15 protein-coding genes are annotated in these 16,029 nt (G+C 70.4%); 10 read left to right on the top strand and 5 right to left on the bottom strand.

The features are described 5' to 3' along the window. Nucleotides 1–67: 67 nt before the first annotated feature. From BJ992_RS34595 to BJ992_RS28620, 3 genes are read left to right on the top strand one after another with little or no spacing between them, the layout of a single operon-like run. Nucleotides 68–298 (top strand): colicin E3/pyocin S6 family cytotoxin, encoded by a 231-nt coding sequence (locus BJ992_RS34595; protein WP_184986263.1) that lies wholly within the window; start codon nucleotides 68–70, stop codon nucleotides 296–298. Continuing rightward, the gene (locus tag BJ992_RS28625; RefSeq protein WP_184986261.1) at nucleotides 291–614 is read left to right on the top strand and encodes a hypothetical protein; all 324 of its coding nucleotides are present in this window, start codon (nucleotides 291–293) and stop codon (nucleotides 612–614) included. The genes BJ992_RS34595 and BJ992_RS28625 overlap by 8 nt, the downstream gene beginning before the upstream one ends. A 1-nt stretch (nucleotide 615) precedes the next feature. Further along, nucleotides 616–1,545 carry an ImmA/IrrE family metallo-endopeptidase gene (locus BJ992_RS28620; RefSeq protein ID WP_184986259.1) on the top strand — a complete coding sequence of 310 codons (930 nt, stop codon included), beginning with the start codon at nucleotides 616–618 and terminating at the stop codon, nucleotides 1,543–1,545. Nucleotides 1,546–1,788: 243 nt separating this feature from the next. Here BJ992_RS28620 and BJ992_RS28615 read toward each other — a convergent pair whose 3' ends face one another. The 5 genes from BJ992_RS28615 to BJ992_RS28595 all read right to left on the bottom strand — a co-directional run bounded on the left by BJ992_RS28615 (nucleotide 1,789) and on the right by BJ992_RS28595 (nucleotide 8,996). Then, the gene (locus BJ992_RS28615) at nucleotides 1,789–2,034 is read right to left on the bottom strand and encodes a hypothetical protein (protein ID WP_184986257.1); all 246 of its coding nucleotides are present in this window, start codon (nucleotides 2,032–2,034) and stop codon (nucleotides 1,789–1,791) included. A gap of 110 nt (nucleotides 2,035–2,144) precedes the next feature. After that, the gene (locus tag BJ992_RS28610; protein WP_184986255.1) at nucleotides 2,145–3,542 is read right to left on the bottom strand and encodes a class II fumarate hydratase; all 1,398 of its coding nucleotides are present in this window, start codon (nucleotides 3,540–3,542) and stop codon (nucleotides 2,145–2,147) included. Nucleotides 3,543–3,591: 49 nt separating this feature from the next. Next, nucleotides 3,592–6,012, bottom strand: coding sequence for a serine/threonine-protein kinase (locus BJ992_RS32345; RefSeq protein WP_221475020.1), 2,421 nt, complete (start codon nucleotides 6,010–6,012; stop codon nucleotides 3,592–3,594). Between the two features lie 60 nt (nucleotides 6,013–6,072). Further along, nucleotides 6,073–7,260 (bottom strand): serine/threonine-protein kinase, encoded by a 1,188-nt coding sequence (locus BJ992_RS28600; RefSeq protein ID WP_184986253.1) that lies wholly within the window; start codon nucleotides 7,258–7,260, stop codon nucleotides 6,073–6,075. Nucleotides 7,261–7,340: 80 nt separating this feature from the next. Next, nucleotides 7,341–8,996, bottom strand: a complete 1,656-nt coding sequence (locus tag BJ992_RS28595; protein ID WP_184986251.1) for a fumarate hydratase — start codon at nucleotides 8,994–8,996, stop codon at nucleotides 7,341–7,343. A 173-nt stretch (nucleotides 8,997–9,169) separates the two neighbouring features. Between BJ992_RS28595 and BJ992_RS28590 the strand changes: the two genes are divergently transcribed. The 7 genes from BJ992_RS28590 to iolD all read left to right on the top strand — a co-directional run bounded on the left by BJ992_RS28590 (nucleotide 9,170) and on the right by iolD (nucleotide 15,971). Next, nucleotides 9,170–9,481: a hypothetical protein gene (locus tag BJ992_RS28590; RefSeq protein ID WP_184986249.1), complete on the top strand. Its 312-nt coding sequence runs from the start codon at nucleotides 9,170–9,172 to the stop codon at nucleotides 9,479–9,481. Between the two features lie 110 nt (nucleotides 9,482–9,591). After that, nucleotides 9,592–10,575: a Gfo/Idh/MocA family protein gene (locus BJ992_RS28585; protein WP_184986247.1), complete on the top strand. Its 984-nt coding sequence runs from the start codon at nucleotides 9,592–9,594 to the stop codon at nucleotides 10,573–10,575. Nucleotides 10,576–10,577: 2 nt separating this feature from the next. Further along, nucleotides 10,578–11,438: a TIM barrel protein gene (locus BJ992_RS28580; protein WP_184989214.1), complete on the top strand. Its 861-nt coding sequence runs from the start codon at nucleotides 10,578–10,580 to the stop codon at nucleotides 11,436–11,438. A 37-nt stretch (nucleotides 11,439–11,475) separates the two neighbouring features. Next, on the top strand, nucleotides 11,476–12,417 hold the full coding sequence (iolC, locus tag BJ992_RS28575; protein WP_343072907.1) for a 5-dehydro-2-deoxygluconokinase: 942 nt from the start codon (nucleotides 11,476–11,478) through the stop codon (nucleotides 12,415–12,417). Then, on the top strand, nucleotides 12,410–13,294 hold the full coding sequence (locus BJ992_RS28570) for a Cgl0159 family (beta/alpha)8-fold protein (RefSeq protein WP_184986245.1): 885 nt from the start codon (nucleotides 12,410–12,412) through the stop codon (nucleotides 13,292–13,294). The genes iolC and BJ992_RS28570 overlap by 8 nt, the downstream gene beginning before the upstream one ends. Then, nucleotides 13,291–14,142 carry a 5-deoxy-glucuronate isomerase gene (gene iolB / locus BJ992_RS28565; RefSeq protein ID WP_184986243.1) on the top strand — a complete coding sequence of 284 codons (852 nt, stop codon included), beginning with the start codon at nucleotides 13,291–13,293 and terminating at the stop codon, nucleotides 14,140–14,142. Before BJ992_RS28570 ends, iolB begins: the two co-directional genes overlap by 4 nt. Next, nucleotides 14,139–15,971, top strand: a complete 1,833-nt coding sequence (iolD, locus tag BJ992_RS28560) for a 3D-(3,5/4)-trihydroxycyclohexane-1,2-dione acylhydrolase (decyclizing) (RefSeq protein ID WP_184986241.1) — start codon at nucleotides 14,139–14,141, stop codon at nucleotides 15,969–15,971. The genes iolB and iolD overlap by 4 nt, the downstream gene beginning before the upstream one ends. Nucleotides 15,972–16,029: the final 58 nt, after the last annotated feature.

Genomic DNA, 16,029 nt, shown 5'->3' with positions numbered 1-16,029 from the left:
ACACGTAGCGTGGTTTCGATATGTTGCCAGGGTCGCATCCAGCTTGATGATCGAGGTCACCCGCTAGATGACAATCATCCCCTGGCCCCGGACAGGGTTCCTGGCGAGGCAGAGACGGCTGGGAGCGCCGAACGGAAGGATGCGTTGGCAGAGCCTCTCGGGTGATGAATACTACGAGTGGGACAGTCAACACGGCCATGTAGAGGTGTACAACAAGCGAGGACGACATATCGGCGTCCTCGATTGCGAAGGTGTCGTGATCGGCAAGCCGGTACAAGGACGGAGGATCGATGTCTAAATCACCCACATATATCGAGGCATGCCTCCGGGGTGAGGCCGTATGGACAGACATCGACGACTGGGTTGACGCCTGGCACGAGTCCGGTGAGGACATAGACCTCCATGAGTTCTTGGGGATGTCCTGGGACGAATACTGTCTGTGGGTCGAGCGTCCGCAGTCACTCAGAGGCATCCTCGCCGCACACCATGGGAATCCAGAACCCATCACCATGGATACGCTGGCGAACGAGTTCGCGCTCGCGGCGAGATCCAGTAACGACTCGGCCGCGACCGAGGTACTCGACTGGCTGCGCTCTACGGGTCGTATCGCCTGAAGTGACCACACCGGAAAAGCTCGCTGCACTGCTTGTCGAGCGTCACGGACTCAAACCGCCTGTGAACATCGAGCAGGTACTTAGAGAGTACTCAGACGTAGAACAACATGAGTGGACTCAAGACTGTGACGGCTTCGCCATCTTCGGCGGCAATCAGTCTCGCCCTCGGGTGTACATCAAGGCGAACGTACCGGCCCGTCGTAAGCGGTTCACTTTCGCCCATGAACTGGGGCATATCGTCTGCTACTGGCACACGGGTAAAAAATGTGCCTCGATACCGAATCCAGGTGGAGCGGCCCTCGGCACCGAAGAAGCCGAGGCGAACAGCTTCGCCTCGCACATCTTGCTACCAGATTCGTTTCTCGCTCAGTTTCAGGATCAATATTTACCAGCTCCGGAGATCTTGGACGCCGTCGCGCAGGCGGATGTCTCCGCTTCCGCCGGGATCCTCGCACTGCGACGTGTGTTGCTACCGGGCTATGTGTTCCTGGTACCGGGCCTGGATCACGCTGTTGTCAGTACCGGTACGTACGTGCCACCAGGGGCCGAAGACTACAGTCAGCTCGCCAAATTCTCTGGTAGGCATCCGCATCAAGGCAGCCTGATCAGGTGGTATCAACTCAGTGTCACCGAACCTCTTCCCGCGACACTCCAGACGTCGGTGACCACGACAGAGATGCTCCGACGGGCCCTCACGGCGGCGAGGCCCGAGGAGAACGTGTCCTCTTTGATGAAACAGATCAACGGAGTGGTGGGTGGAACGCTGACTCGAACTCGCGCCACAGTCTCCGCTGAAACGATATTCGCTGCCCTGGAGCAGAGGTTCCGGAATAATCCATTGTACGAGGACCTCATGGCCACCGATGAGTTCCGGCGCTACCTACGACAAAAATCTGTCGATGTGGCCCAAAAACGAGTGTCGCGCTCCTAGGGAGACCGGCATAAGTTCGGCGACCAGTCGACGGGTGAGGCCGCGTCGGTGTGGTGGGAGAACATTGCCCGCAGTCCCACCGGCTTTGATCGACTGGCGATTCAATGACGGCGTCGCGGACCGGTCAGGTCGGCCGGGTCGAAGGTGACGGCGAACGGGGTTGTCAGGGACAGGGGACGGCCGGGGCGGGCCTCGGTCAGGGGATGAAGCCCTCTTCACCGACCTGGACGTTGGGGCCTTCGATCACTTCCAGGTCCAGTGGCGCGGCGTCCAGCAGGATGCGGACGAGGCGCTGCGCGCACAAGGCGTGGTCGGTCGCGGGGCGGGACTCACCACGAAACTCCCGTCGATGAGCTCGACGCGCTCCTTGGTCTCAGGAAGCGCGAGCCAGTCCTCGACGGTGTACGGCCCGGGGTGCGCGGGGAGCGGCACCAGGTGGGTCCGCTCGCTTCGCGGGTCACGCCACCCTTCGTAAGGGAGCGCGCTCATCGGTTCCCCTTCCACACCCCGAGTCTGCACCGTCGTACGGCAACAAGCCAGTCGACACCGAGACCAGGACCATCACCGTGCGTAGATCAGTGAAAAGCAGAAAGTCACCTTTATGATGTCTTGGGGGGGCTGGTCATGTTCAGGACGTCCAAGGCGGCGTCCAGTTGTTGTTCGGTGAGTTTGCCGGAGGTCAGGTGGCCGCGTTCTATGGTGACCTGTTTGATGGTTTTGCGTTCCTTGAGGGATTGTTTGGCTATGGCGGCGGCTTCCTCGTAGCCGAGGTGGCGGTTCAGGGGGGTGACGATCGAGGGGGAGCTTTCCGCGTATTCGCGGAGGCGGTCGGGGTTGGCGGTGAGGTGGTGGACGCAGCGGTCGGCCAGCAGGCGGCTCACAGTGGTGAGCAGGCGGATGGATTCCAGGATGTTGCGGGCCATCACCGGCATCATGACGTTGAGTTCGAAGGTGCCTGAGGCGCCGGCGAAGGTGATGGCGGCGTCGTTGCCGATGACCTGAGCGGCGACCATGCAGGCGGCTTCGGGGACCACGGGATTGACCTTGCCGGGCATGATGGAGCTGCCGGGCTGGAGGTCGGGGAGGTTGATCTCCGCCAGGCCGGTGCGGGGGCCAGAGCCCATCCAGCGGAGGTCGTTGGCGATTTTGTTGATGGAGACGGCTGCCACTTTGAGCTGGCCGGAGAGTTCGACCAGTGCGTCTCTGGCGCCTTGGGCCTCGAAATGGTCGCGGGCCTCGGTGAAGGGGAGGCCGGTGGCTTCGTTGAGTTTCTCTATCACTTTCGCGGCGAAGCCGGGTGGGGTGTTGATGCCGGTGCCTACGGCGGTGCCGCCGAGAGGGAGTTCGGCCAGGCGGGGGAGGGTCGCGCGGATGCGCAGGCCGGCGTTCTCGACCTGGGTGGCGTAGCCGCCGAATTCCTGGCCGAGGGTGACGGGGGTGGCGTCCATCAGGTGGGTGCGGCCGGCTTTGACGGTCTTGTCGAACTCGACGGATTTCTGGCGGAGGGCCACGGCCAGGTGGTCCAGGGCCGGCAGGAGTTCGTAGACGACGTCGACCATGGCGGCCACGTGGATGGACGTGGGGAAGACGTCGTTGGACGACTGGGAGGCGTTGACGTGGTCGTTGGGGTGGACGGGACGGCCGAGGCGTTCCTCGGCGAGGGTGGCGACGACCTCGTTGGCGTTCATGTTGGACGACGTGCCTGAGCCGGTCTGGAAGACGTCCACGGGGAACTCGCCGTTCCATTCGCCTTCCGCGACGTCGGTGGCGGCTTCGGAGATGGCTTCCGCGACGTCCTGCGGCAGGACGCCGAGTTCGCCGTTCACCTCGGCGGCGACGGCCTTGATCAGGCCGAGGGCCGATATGTGCGCGGGTTCGAGTCCGCGGCCTGAGACGGGGAAGTTCTCCACGGCCCGCTGCGTCTGCGCGCGCCACTTGGCGGCGGCGGGGACCCGTACCTCACCCATCGAGTCGTGTTCGATGCGGAAATCGTCCATACCTCCAGTCTTGCCGCTGGCGCCGCCGGGTGCGCCGGCCCGGGGTGGACTAGGAACCGCCGGGTGCGTCGGGACGTACCGGCCGGAAGGAGGACAGTACGGCGGTGAGCTGGGGGCTGTGGGTGCGCCAGGCGGCTTCCGGAGCGGTCCAGTAGATGGCGTAGCTGGAGCCGCCGGGGACGGCGACCCAGCGGGAGAGGACGCGCAGCGGGCCGCTCGCGCCGGTGTAGGTGAACTCCCAGTCGGCGACGTCGGTGCCGGTGTACGGGGTGGGCCGGGTGAGGTCGAGCGCGAGGCGGCGGTAGCCGGGGTAGGTGCCGGCGGCGACGGCGCGGGACTCCGCCGCGCGGACGGTGGCGAGGATGTCGGTGCTGCCGGCGGGGGACCGGCTGACGCGCACGGTGCGCGGGTCGCCGTCGGCGGTGAACGTGACGGTACGGCCGCGGGTGGCGTCCTGCAGGGAGGTCGGCACGTCGATCACGTAGCCGGAGCTGTCGGTGTGGCGGCGCAGGCCGGCGGCCGGTTCCGCGGACACGGCGTCGGAGACGGTGGCGGCCCCGGAGGCGGCTCCGCCGGTGGCCTGGCCGGACGTGGTGACGGCGGGGCCGCTGGAGCCGGCTCTGGCGCTCGACAGCGCGGCGGCGGCCAGCATGATGATCGTGCCGAGGCCGAGGAGCGCGATCACCACCAGCACGATCATGCCGACGGGGCTGCTGGTCCGTGGCGCCGCGGGCCCTTGGAAGGCGAACAGGTCCGTGCCGAGCCCGCTCCCCGGGTCCCGCATGGTGTGGAGCTCCTGTCCCGGGTCACCGTACGGCTGGGCCGCCGCGGGACCGGGGGGTGCGGGGGAGGACGCGGCCTGGCCGTACGGCGCCGGGGTGGGACGAGGGCCGGTGGAAGGCGGCGGGGCGGGACGAGGTCCGGCGGGTGCGTCTGGACGGGACGTGGGACGGGAGGCCGGCGCGTCGGCGGGGACGGGGAGGGGGCCCACTGTGGGGGGACGGGGGCCGAAGCGCGCCGGTGGTCCCTGGGTGCGTGCGGGAGGAGGCGGCGGCGGGGACGGCGAACGCCGGGGGGAGACCGGCGTGGTGGGACGTCCGGCGGAGGGCTTGCCGGGTGCCGGGGGACGTGCGGTCGTGTTCTGGCCGGGGGAGGCCGAGGAGCGGGGTTCGGCGGGGTGGGCCGAGGCGGCGCCGGGTGGCGCGGACGCGGCGGAGCGCGGTGCGGCAGGAGGAGGCGACGAGGTCACCGGGGGTAGGCCGATCATGGTGGGCTCGTCGTCGTCCGCAGGCGGCGCGGGGATGCGCAGGCCACCTTTGGGACGGATCACGGTGATCGTCTGGTTCGGGTCGACGTCCTCAGGTTCGTCCGTCGCGGGGGACGCGGCGGGCCGGGTGACCGGCGGTGTAGGGGTGTCCAGGCCTTTGGCGCCTGGCTTGGCGGTTGCCTTGGTCCCCGGCTTGGTGGTGGCGGATCGGCCGCCGTCCGATCCCGGGGTGGCGTCGGGACGGCCGCTGCCGGATCCCGGCGAAGTGGCGGGTCGGCCGCTGCCGGATCCCGGGGTGGCGGTGGGTCGGCCGCCGTTGGGGCCGGGGGTGGCGGGACGGCCGGTCGGTGCGGCGGTGCCGTTGGACGTGGTGGGCCGGGCCGGGGTGCGTGCGATGGTGCGCAGGACCGTGGTGGCCTCGGCGGCGGTGAGGCGCCTGGTGTAGTCCTTCTCCAGGAGGGCTTCCAGGACGGGACGCAGCGGGCCCGCCTGGGTGGCGGGTTCGGCTTCCTCGGTCATCAGGGCCGCCAGGGTCTCCGAGACCGTGCGGCGTTCGTACGCGGGCCGTCCCTCCACGGCGAAGTACAGCGTGGCGCCGAGGGACCACAGGTCGGACTCGGTGCCGGTGTGGTCGCCTCTGGCACGTTCCGGCGCCGTGTAGCCGGGGGAGCCGATCACCATGCCGGTCTTGGTGATGTTCGCGTCGCCTTCGGCCTTGGCGATGCCGAAGTCGGTGAGCACGACCCGGCCGGTCTCGGTCAGCAGGACGTTCCCGGGTTTGACGTCCCGGTGGAGGATCCCCTGCTGGTGCGCCGCCTCCAGCGCGCCGAGCAGATCGAGGCCGATCTCCGCGACGAGCCGTGGCGGCAGCGGCCCTTCTTCCTCGATGACCTGCTCAAGGGAGCGCGCCTCGACGAGTTCCATGACGATCCACGGCCGGCCGTCGACGACGATCGTGTCGTGGACGGCGGCCACCGACGGATGTGTGATCTTCGCCGCCGACCGGCCCTCGCGGATCATGCGTTCGCGCAGCTCGGCCCGCTGCTCCTTGTTGAGACCGGTGTCCTGCCGGATCTCCTTGACCGCGACGTCCCGGTCGAGCAGCCGGTCGTGGGCACGCCACACCGTTCCCATGGTGCCCCGGCCGATCTGGGCCACCAGCTCGTACCTGTCGGCGAGGACCCGCGGCTGCTTTTCCGGCATGGGTAAGAAGATAGCGATTCCGGGTAGATAAATGCTTTCGCCGCACTTACCGCATCGAACTCAGCCCCGCAGTGTCGCCAGCAACCCCCGTACCACCCGCACCAACCGGTCGAGGAAGGTCGCCGGCTCGGGGACGCGGCGGCGTGCCGACGAGTCCGACGGTTTGCGGTGGAGGCCCTCGATGGAACGGCGCTGACCGCGAGCCACCGGAGCGCCGTCACCCGGCGGCGGCACGTACACCGCGCGCTCGGCACGGTCGGCACGGTGCTGACCACGGTGCGAGCTGCGGCGCGGCGCCGTGGTGCCGGCGGAGGGCCGCGGGGACGGCATCGACCCCCCGGCGGACGGCCGCGCGGCCGCACCGACCGAGCGCGCGGCCGTGGGACGCGACGCGCGGTGGGCCGGCCCGCCAAGAGGCTCCTCGGCGGAGCCGCCTGCGGCGACACGCGCGAGCATCAGCGAGGCCCTGCTGTCGTCCAGCCGGGCCGCCGGGTCGATCTGCAGCAACCCCCGCAGGACCGGCGCGAGCGGCCCCGCGAGCTCCATGGGGATCGGCTCGCCGCTGGTCAGCGCGGCGAGCGCCGCGGCGGCCGTACGGCGGCCGTGCAGCCCACGGCCCTCGACGGCGGTGTAAAGCGTGGCGCCGAGGGACCACAGGTCCGCGGCGGGGCTGGCCCGGTCGCCGAGGACCCGTTCAGGCGCGATGTAGCCGGCCGACCCGAGCACGATGCCGGCCTGTGTGATGGAGGTGTCGCCTTCGAGCGCGGCGAGCCCGAAGTCGGTGAGCACCGCGCGGTCCTCGGTGACCAGCACGTTGCTGGGTTTCACGTCGCGGTGCAGGATGCCTTTGGCGTGGACGGCACGCAGCGCGCCGAGCACCTGGTGGCCGATCTCGGCCACGCGGCGCGGCGGCAGCGGCCCCTGCTGCCGTACCAGCTCGTCGAGGGACTGCGCGTGCAGCAGCTCCATGACGATCCACGGCCGGTCGTCCTCGGTGACCACGTCGAAGACCGTGATGACCGACGGGTGCGCGACCATCGCGGTGGCCCGGCCCTCACGCTCGGTGCGCGCGCACAACTCCGCGCGCAGTTCCTCGTCGAGCACGAGCGGCAGCCTGACTTCCTTGACAGCCACCTCTCGGCCGAGCAGTCCGTCGTGCGCGCGCCACACCGTACCCATGCCGCCACGGCCGATCGGCTCCAGCAGCCGGTATCGCGAGGCCAGCTCGTAGCCGGACGGGGCACGCATGGGTGGCAGCTTACCGATTTGTTCAACGTCGCCTGTAGAGGCCATGCCGATTCTTTGTTGAGATCTTCTGTCAGGATCAGTCAGATTCTGCGACCGATCGTGAGCACCGGTCCGGTGGTGTCCTGAAAGAAGTCGTTCCCCTTGTCGTCGACGACGATGAACGCCGGGAAGTCCTCGACTTCGATCTTCCAGACGGCTTCCATGCCGAGCTCGGCGTACTCCAGGACCTCGACCTTGCGGATGCAGTCCTGCGCGAGACGTGCGGCGGGGCCGCCGATGGAGCCGAGGTAGAAGCCGCCATGGGTGTGGCAGGCGTCGGTGACCTGCTTGGAGCGGTTGCCTTTGGCCAGCATGACCAGGGAGCCGCCTGCGGCCTGGAAGCGTTCGACGTAGGAGTCCATGCGGCCGGCGGTGGTGGGGCCGAAGGAACCGGAGGCGTAGCCGGTGGGGGTCTTGGCGGGGCCGGCGTAGTAGACGGCGTGGTCCTTGAGGTACTGCGGCATGTCCTCGCCGGCGTCGAGCCGTTCGGCGATCTTGGCGTGCGCGATGTCGCGGGCCACGACCAGCGGGCCGTTGAGCGACAGGCGGGTCTTGACGGGGTGGCGGGACAGCTCGGCGAGGATCTCCGGCATCGGCCGGTTGAGGTCGATGGTCACGACGTCGCCGGACAGATGCTCGTCGGTGGTCTCGGGGAGGAACCGCGCCGGGTCGGTCTCCAGCTTCTCCAGGAACACCCCCTCCGACGTGATCTTGGCGAGGGCCTGCCGGTCGGCGCTGCACGACACGGCGATCGCGACGGGGCAGGACGCGCCGTGGCGCGGCAGACGGATGACCCGTACGTCGTGGCAGAAGTACTTGCCGCCGAACTGCGCGCCGATGCCGAGCCGCTGCGTCAGCTCGAAGACCTTCTTCTCCATCTCCAGGTCACGGAAGCCGTGGCCGGCCGGCGAGCCCTGCGTGGGGATGGAGTCGAGGTAGCGCGCCGAGGCGTACTTGGCGGTCTTCAGCGCGTACTCGGCGCTGGTGCCGCCGACGACGACGGCCAGATGGTACGGCGGACAGGCCGCGGTGCCGAGGGAGCGGATCTTCTCTTCCAGGAAGGCGAGCATGCGCTTCTCGTTGAGCACCGCCTTGGTCTCCTGGTAGAGGAACGACTTGTTGGCGCTGCCGCCGCCTTTGGCCATGAAGAGCAGCTTGTACTCGTCGGGGTGGCCGTGGGGGTCCTCGGCGTACAGCTCGATCTGCGCGGGGAGGTTGTTCCCGGTGTTGCGCTCGTCCCACATGGTCAGCGGCGCCATCTGCGAGTACCGCAGGTTGAGCTCGGTGTAGGCGTCGTACACGCCGCGCGCGACGTGCTTGGCGTCGGCGCCGTCGGTGAGCACGTGCCTGCCGCGTTTGCCCATGATTATGGCCGTGCCGGTGTCCTGGCACATGGGGAGCACACCGCCGGCGGAGATGCTCGCGTTCTTGAGCAGGTCGAGCGCGACGAACCGGTCGTTGCCGCTGGCCTCGGGGTCGTCGATGATGCGTCGCAGCTGAGCGAGGTGGCTCGCGCGCAGGTAGTGCGAGATGTCGTGGACGGCGGTCGCGGTGAGCAGCCGCAGCGCCTCGGGGTCGACCTCCAGGAACGTGCGTCCGGCCGCTTCGACCGTGCGGACCCCCTCCGCCGTGACCAGACGGTACTCCGTCTCGTCGTGGCCGAGTGGCAGCAGATCGGTGTAGTCGAACTCGGGCATCGGTGGTGCTCCTGTCGTCTTCGCTCGCCGTCCGATGTGCAGATTACGGCGTCCGCGTCCCTCCTCCGGCCGCGGGGTTTGACGAAAGGATGGGGTGAGCTGTGCGTCCTGGGGTAACGAAAAAGACGAAGGGCTTAAAACCAGACAAAAGCCAATGGATCTGGAGGAGAGCCATGGACCCTGGATACATCGTCGTGGTCGTGTTCGGAGTGCTGGTCGTGGCGTCGGCCCTCGGTGTCGCACTGGTGGCCATCGTGCTGAAAGGCATCCGCAGCGACCCCGTGGAGTGGCCCGTCAAGCCGGATCCGCGCGGCCCGCGCCGCCGCGAGATCACCCGAAGCCGGCCGGCGGCCGTGGAGGAGGCGCCGTACCGCGAGGGGGAGCACCACGAGTGGACCGGTCAGGACCTCGCGGGTGACGACATGCGTCCCGTCGGCACCCACGACGAGAAGCACGCCACCCCCGGCCGCGCGCGCTCCTGGTGAGAGTGCCACTCGCCCTGGTTTATCCACATGTCAGGACAAAGTCTTGACTCCCGTCGCTCCGGTACTTAGAACTGGGACGGGTGCGATGAGCTGATCGAGGCGGAGGCGGCATGCGTGTGGGTCTGTTGGGTCTCGGCAGGATCGGTGCTTTCCACGCGGCGACACTGTCGGCCCACCCCAGGGTCGAGGAGCTCGTGCTCGCCGACGCCGACGAGGCGCTGGCCGCCGACGTCGCGGCCCGCGTCGGCGCCAAGGTGGGTGACGCGTTCGACGCGGACGCCGTCGTGATCGCCACGCCGACCGGCACGCACGCCGAGCTGATCCTGCGTGCCTGCGCCGCCGGCCTGCCGGTCTTCTGCGAGAAACCCGTGGCGCTCGGCGTGTCCGAGACCCGGCGGGTCGCGCAGGAGGTGGAACGGCACGGCGTCCTCGCGCACATCGGGTTCCAGCGCCGCTTCGACGCCGGGTACGCCGCCGCGCGCCGCACGCTGAGCGCCGGCGACCTCGGCGACCTGCACCGGGTCCACCTGCTCACCGCCGACCCCCGGCCGCCGGCGGCGGCGTACATCGCGTCGTCCGGCGGCATCTTCCGCGACTGCCACATCCACGACTTCGACATCCTGCGCTGGGTGACCGGCAGGGAGGTGGACACCGTGTACGCGACCGGCGCCAACCGTGGTGCCGGGTTCTTCGCCGAAGCCGGGGACGTGGACACCAGCGCGGCCCTGCTCACCCTGGACGACGGCACCCTGGTCACCCTTCAGGGTTCCCGCTACAACGGCGCGGGTTACGACGTGCGCATGGAGCTCGCCGGCTCCCTGAGCACCGTGGCCGTGGGCCTTGCGGACCGTGTGCCGCTGACGTCGGCCGAGCCCGAGGCGACGTTCCCCGCCAACGAACCGTGGCCGGACTTCGGCGCGCGCTTCGAGGCCGCGTACGTCGCCGAGATGGACGCCTTCCTCGCGCTCGCCGCCGAGGACGGCGACAGCCCGTGCACCGTTCAGGACGCGCTCGCCGCGCTGCTGATCGCCGAGGCCGCCGAGCTGTCCCGCCGCGAGGGACGGCCGGTGCGGGTCGCGGAGGTGACCGCGTGACCATGCGTCTGGCGGCGGCGCCGATCTCGTGGGGTGTGTGCGAGGTGCCGGGCTGGGGACACCAGCTCGGCAGGGACCGGGTGCTCGCCGAGATGCGGTCGCTCGGCCTCACCGCCACCGAGCTCGGCCCCGACGGCTTCCTGCCGGCCGATCCACGTGAGCGCGCGGAACTGCTGGAGACGTACGGCCTGCGCGGCGTCGGCGGTTTCGTCCCGCTCGTCCTGCACGACCCGGCGCACGACCCGATGCCGCAGGCCGAGGCGGTGCTGCGGTCGTTCGCCGAAGGCGGCGTCGGCATGGTGGTGCTGGCCGCCGCCACCGGCACCGACGGCTACGACGCGCGTCCCGTGCTCGACGACCGCGGCTGGGCCACGCTCCTCGGCAACCTCACGCGGGTGCGCGAGGCCGCGGCGCGGGCCGGCCGCGCGGTGACGCTGCACCCGCACGTCGGCACCATGGTCGAGACGCGCGACGACGTCGACCGTGTGCTCGACGGCTCCGACATGCCGCTGTGCCTGGACACCGGTCACCTACTCATCGGGGGCACCGACCCGCTCGACCTGGTGTCCAGGGCAGCAGCAAGGGTGGCACACGTGCACCTCAAAGACGTGGACGCCACGCTCGCCGGCCGGGTCCGCGGGGGAAAGCTGACCTACACCGAGGCCGTGCGCGAGGGGATCTACCGGCCGCTCGGCCACGGCGACGTGGACGTCGCGGGGATCGTGGCCGGGCTCGGCGCGGCCGGGTACGACGGCTGGTACGTCATGGAGCAGGACGTGGTGCTCGACACCGAGCCCCCCGGCGGCGCCGGCCCGGTGGCGTCGGTGCGCCGCGGTCTCGCCTACCTGGCCGGACTGACATGACCGAGGCGCTCACGACCGTCGATCACCGGGGGCCCGGGTGACCGAGGTGCTCACGATGGGCCGGGTGGGTGTGGACATCTACCCGTTGCAGGTCGGCGTCTCGCTGCGCGAGGTGGAGACGTTCGGCAAGTACCTCGGCGGCAGCCCCACCAACGTCGCGGTCGCCGCGGCGCGCCTCGGCCGGTCCGCCGCCGTGATCACCCGCACGGGGGCCGACCCGTTCGGCCTTTTCGTCCACGACGCGCTGCGTTCGTACGGCGTGGACGACCGGTACGTGACCGAGGTCCCCGGCCTGCCGACACCGGTGACGTTCTGCGAGATCCGGCCGCCTGAGGACTTCCCGCTGTTCTTCTACCGCTACCCCAAAGCCCCTGACCTGGTGATCCGTCCCGAGGAGCTCGATCTCCAGGCCGTCAGGAAGGCCGGGTTGTTCTGGGCCACGGTCACCGGTCTGTCGCAGGAGCCGTCGCGCGCGGCCCATTTCGCCGCCTGGCGGGCCAGGGGCCGCGCGCCGCTCACCGTGCTCGACCTCGACTACCGGCCGATGTTCTGGGGGTCGGCGGCCGAGGCGCGCGAGCAGGTACGCGCGGCGCTGCGGCACGTCACCGTGGCCGTGGGGAACGTCGAGGAATGCGAGGTCGCCACCGGCGTGCCGGACCCGTACGAGGCCGGCAAGGCGCTGCTCGACCTCGGCGTCGAGCTGGCCGTGGTGAAGCGGGGCTCAGGCGGGGTGCTCGGCATGACACGCGACGGGGTCGTGGAGGTGCCGCCGGTGCCGGTGGAGGTCGTGAACGGCCTCGGCGCGGGTGACGCGTTCGGCGGCGCGCTGTGCGACGGGCTGCTCGCGGGACGGGACCTCGGCGACGTGCTGCGGTTCGCCAACGCGGCCGGCGCGATCGTCGCGGGACGGCTGGCCTGCGCGCCTGCCATGCCGACGAGCGCCGAGGTGCGTGCGCTGCTAGGAGAGAACGATGCGTGACGAGGACCGCAGGCTGCTGACCGGGACCCGGGCCCGCCACCCCGGCATGATCGCCGAGATGGCCGCGGCCCGCCGCCGCCGTTCCCCGCACGAACGGGACGGTCAGCTGCTGGTCATCGCGGCCGACCACCCCGCGCGCGGCGCGCTCGGCGTGCGGGGCCGGCCGCTCGCCATGGCGAGCCGTACCGACCTGCTCGACCGGCTGCGTACCGCGCTGGCCCGGCCCGGGGTGGACGGCCTGCTCGCCACACCTGACGTCGTGGAGGACCTGCTGCTGCTCGGCGCGCTGGACGACAAGATCGTGATCGGCTCCATGAACCGCGGCGGGTTGCACGGCGCCGCGTTCGAGTTCGACGACCGGTTCACCGCCTACGACACCGAGTCGATCGCCGGCATGGGCCTGGACGGCGGCAAGATGCTCCTGCGCATCGGCCTGCGCGCGCCGGAGACCGCCGCCACCCTGGAGTCCTGCGCGCGTGCCGTCACCGCGCTGGCCCGCGCGGGCCTGGTGGCACTGGTGGAACCTTTCTGGTCGGACCGCGACGAGACCGGTGTTCATCACGACATGTCCGCCGAAGGCATGATCCGAGCCGTCAGCGTCGGCCAGGGACTCGGCGCGACGTCCGCGTACACCTGGCTGAAGCTCCCTGTGGTCGGCGAGATGGAACGCGTCATGGAGGCCACCACACTCCCCACGCTGCTGCTCGGCGGCGACCCGTCGGCGGCCCCCGACGAGGTGTACGCCTCGTGGGACGCGGCGCTGCGGCTGCCAGGCGTGCGGGGGCTCGTGGTGGGCCGCGCGCTGCTCTACCCTCCTGACGATGACGTGGCCGCGGCCGTGGACACCGCCGCCGGGCTGTTGGAGGTCAGCCGATGACGTACATCCCCGCCGGCGCCACCGCCTCGGCCCCGTGGTCGCTGGCCGTCACGCCGAAGCTCGCCGGATGGACGTACACCGGGCTGCGCACACTCACCCTGTCAGGCGAGACCGTCGAGTTCGCCACCGGGGACGAGGAGATGCTGGTGCTGCCGCTGTCGGGGTCGTGCGCCGTCGAGTGCGACGACGTGCGGCTGCGCCTGCACGGCCGGGTCTCGGTGTTCGACGCGGTCAGCGACTTCGCGTACCTGCCGGTCGGCGCCACGGCCCGCGTCACCGGGTACGGCCGCTTCGCGCTGCCGTCCGCGGTCGCCACGCGGCGGCTCGCCGTGCGGTACGGCGCGGCCGCCGACGTGCCGGTGGAGGTGCGCGGCGCGGGACAGGCCAGCAGGCAGGTCAACAACTTCTGCGCGCCTGACGCGTTCGACTGTGACAAGCTGGTGGCCGTCGAGGTGCTCACCCCCGGCGGCAACTGGTCGTCGTACCCGCCGCACAAGCACGACACCTGCTCCGAGCACGAGGCGGAGCTGGAGGAGATCTACTACTTCGAAGGCGGCCCCGGCTACCAGCGGGTGTACGGCACACCGGACCGGCCCATCGACGTGCTGACCGAGGTGAGCGGCGGTGACGTCGTGCTGGTGCCGCACGGCTACCACGGCCCGTCGATGGCGGCCCCCGGCTACGACCTGTACTACCTGAACGTGCTCGCCGGGCCCGCGCAGGTGCGCACCATGGCCTTCCGCGACGACCCCAGGCACACGTGGATCCGGTCGAGCTGGGCCGGTGAGCAGGTGGACCCCCGGGTGCCGATGACCGCGGCCCCCCTGCCGCAGGAGGATCCCGCATGACGACGGTACGGCTGACCGCGGCGCAGGCCCTGGTTCGGTTCCTCGCCGCGCAGTGGAGCGAACGCGACGGCGTGGAGCAGCGGCTCGTCGCGGGGTGCCTCGGCATCTTCGGCCACGGCAACGTGGCCGGGATCGGCCAGGCGCTCGCCGAGCAGGGCGGCGGGCTGCGCGACCCGTTGCCGTACTATCTGGCGCGCAACGAGCAGGCCATGGTGCACACGGCTGTCGGGTTCGCACGCACCCGTGACCGGTTGTCCACATTCGCTTGCACCAGCTCGATCGGGCCCGGGGCCACCAACATGGTGACCGGCGCGGCGCTCGCCACCATCAACCGCATCCCCGTGCTGCTGCTGCCGGGTGACGTGTTCGCGACGCGGCGTTCCGGCACGGTGCTGCAGGAACTGGAGGACCCCCGGTCGTACGACGTCACCGTCAACGACTGCCTGCGTCCGGTGTCGCGGTTCTTCGACCGGATCCACCGGCCCGAGCAACTGCCGTCCGCGCTGATGGCGGCGATGCGGGTGCTCACCGACCCGGCCGAGACCGGCGCCGTCACGCTCGCGCTGCCGCAGGACGTGCAGGCCGAGGCGTACGACTGGCCGAGCGAGCTGTTCGAACGGCGCGTGTGGCACGTCGCGCGGCCGCTGCCGGACGCCGCCGCGGTGGAGCGCGCCACCGAGACGATCAAGGCGTCCCGGCGACCGCTGATCGTCGCCGGTGGCGGCGTCGTGTACAGCGAGGCGTGCGACGAACTGTCCGTGTTCTCCGTCGCGCGCGGCATCCCGGTGGGGGAGACCCAGGCCGGCAAAGGGGTGCTGCCGTACGACCACCCGTGCGCGCTCGGCGCCATCGGCCACACCGGCACGACGGCCGCCAACGCCATCGCCAGGGAGGCCGACCTGGTCATCGGGATCGGCACCCGGTACACCGACTTCACGACGGCCTCCCGCACCCTGTTCGGTGACGTGCGGTTCGTCAACGTCAACGTCGCGGCGTTCGACGCGGCCAAGCACGCCGGCGTCATGCTGGTCGGCGACGCGCGCGAGAGCCTGGCGCTGTTCGACCTCGGCGGCTGGAAGGCCGACCCGTCGTGGACGGCCCGCGCGTCCCGGCTCGGCCGCGAGTGGCGCGAGCGGGCCGCGTCGGTCACCGAGGGGGACCGGCTCACCCAGCCGGTGGTGCTCTCGGTGCTCAACGACGTCGCCGGCACCGACGGCGTGGTGGTGAACGCCGCCGGGTCCATGCCTGGTGACCTGCACAAACTGTGGCGGCCTTCCGGACCGAAGAGCTACCACGTCGAGTACGGCTACTCGTGCATGGGGTACGAGATCGCGGGAGGCCTCGGGGTGAAGCTCGCCGCGCCGGAGCGCGAGGTGTTCGTGCTGGTCGGTGATGGTTCGTACCTCATGATGGCTCAAGAGATCGCCACCGCCGTCCAGGAAGGCGTCAAGCTGGTCGTCGTGATCGTGGACAACCGGGGGTACGCCTCCATCGGCGGCCTGTCGGAGGCCGTCGGCGCGCGGCGGCTCGGCACGGCGTACCGCGCGAGGAGCGCGTCCGGTCACCTCGACGGCGGTTTCGTGCCGGTGGACCTGGCCGCCAACGCGGCCAGCCTCGGCGCCGACGTGCTGCGCGCCACCGACGCCGCGTCGCTGCGTACGGCGCTGTTCAAGGCACGCGAGGCCCGCACCACGACGGCCGTGTACGTCGAGACCGTTCCCGGCCCGTCGCCGGAGACCAGCGCCTGGTGGGACGTGCCGGTGGCCGAGACGTCCCCGCTGCACGACGACTACACCAGGGCCCAGCGGGACCAGCGGCCCTATCTGTGACCCCTGTGCCGTTCGACGCGTGCCGCCGGGCCGGGGAGGAGTGGACCCGGCCCGGCGG

Origin of the sequence: Sphaerisporangium rubeum, from assembly GCF_014207705.1 — a bacterium.
In the GTDB taxonomy this organism is placed as follows: Bacteria; Actinomycetota; Actinomycetes; order Streptosporangiales; family Streptosporangiaceae; genus Sphaerisporangium; species Sphaerisporangium rubeum.
This window is presented reverse-complemented; position numbering and strand designations above follow the sequence as displayed.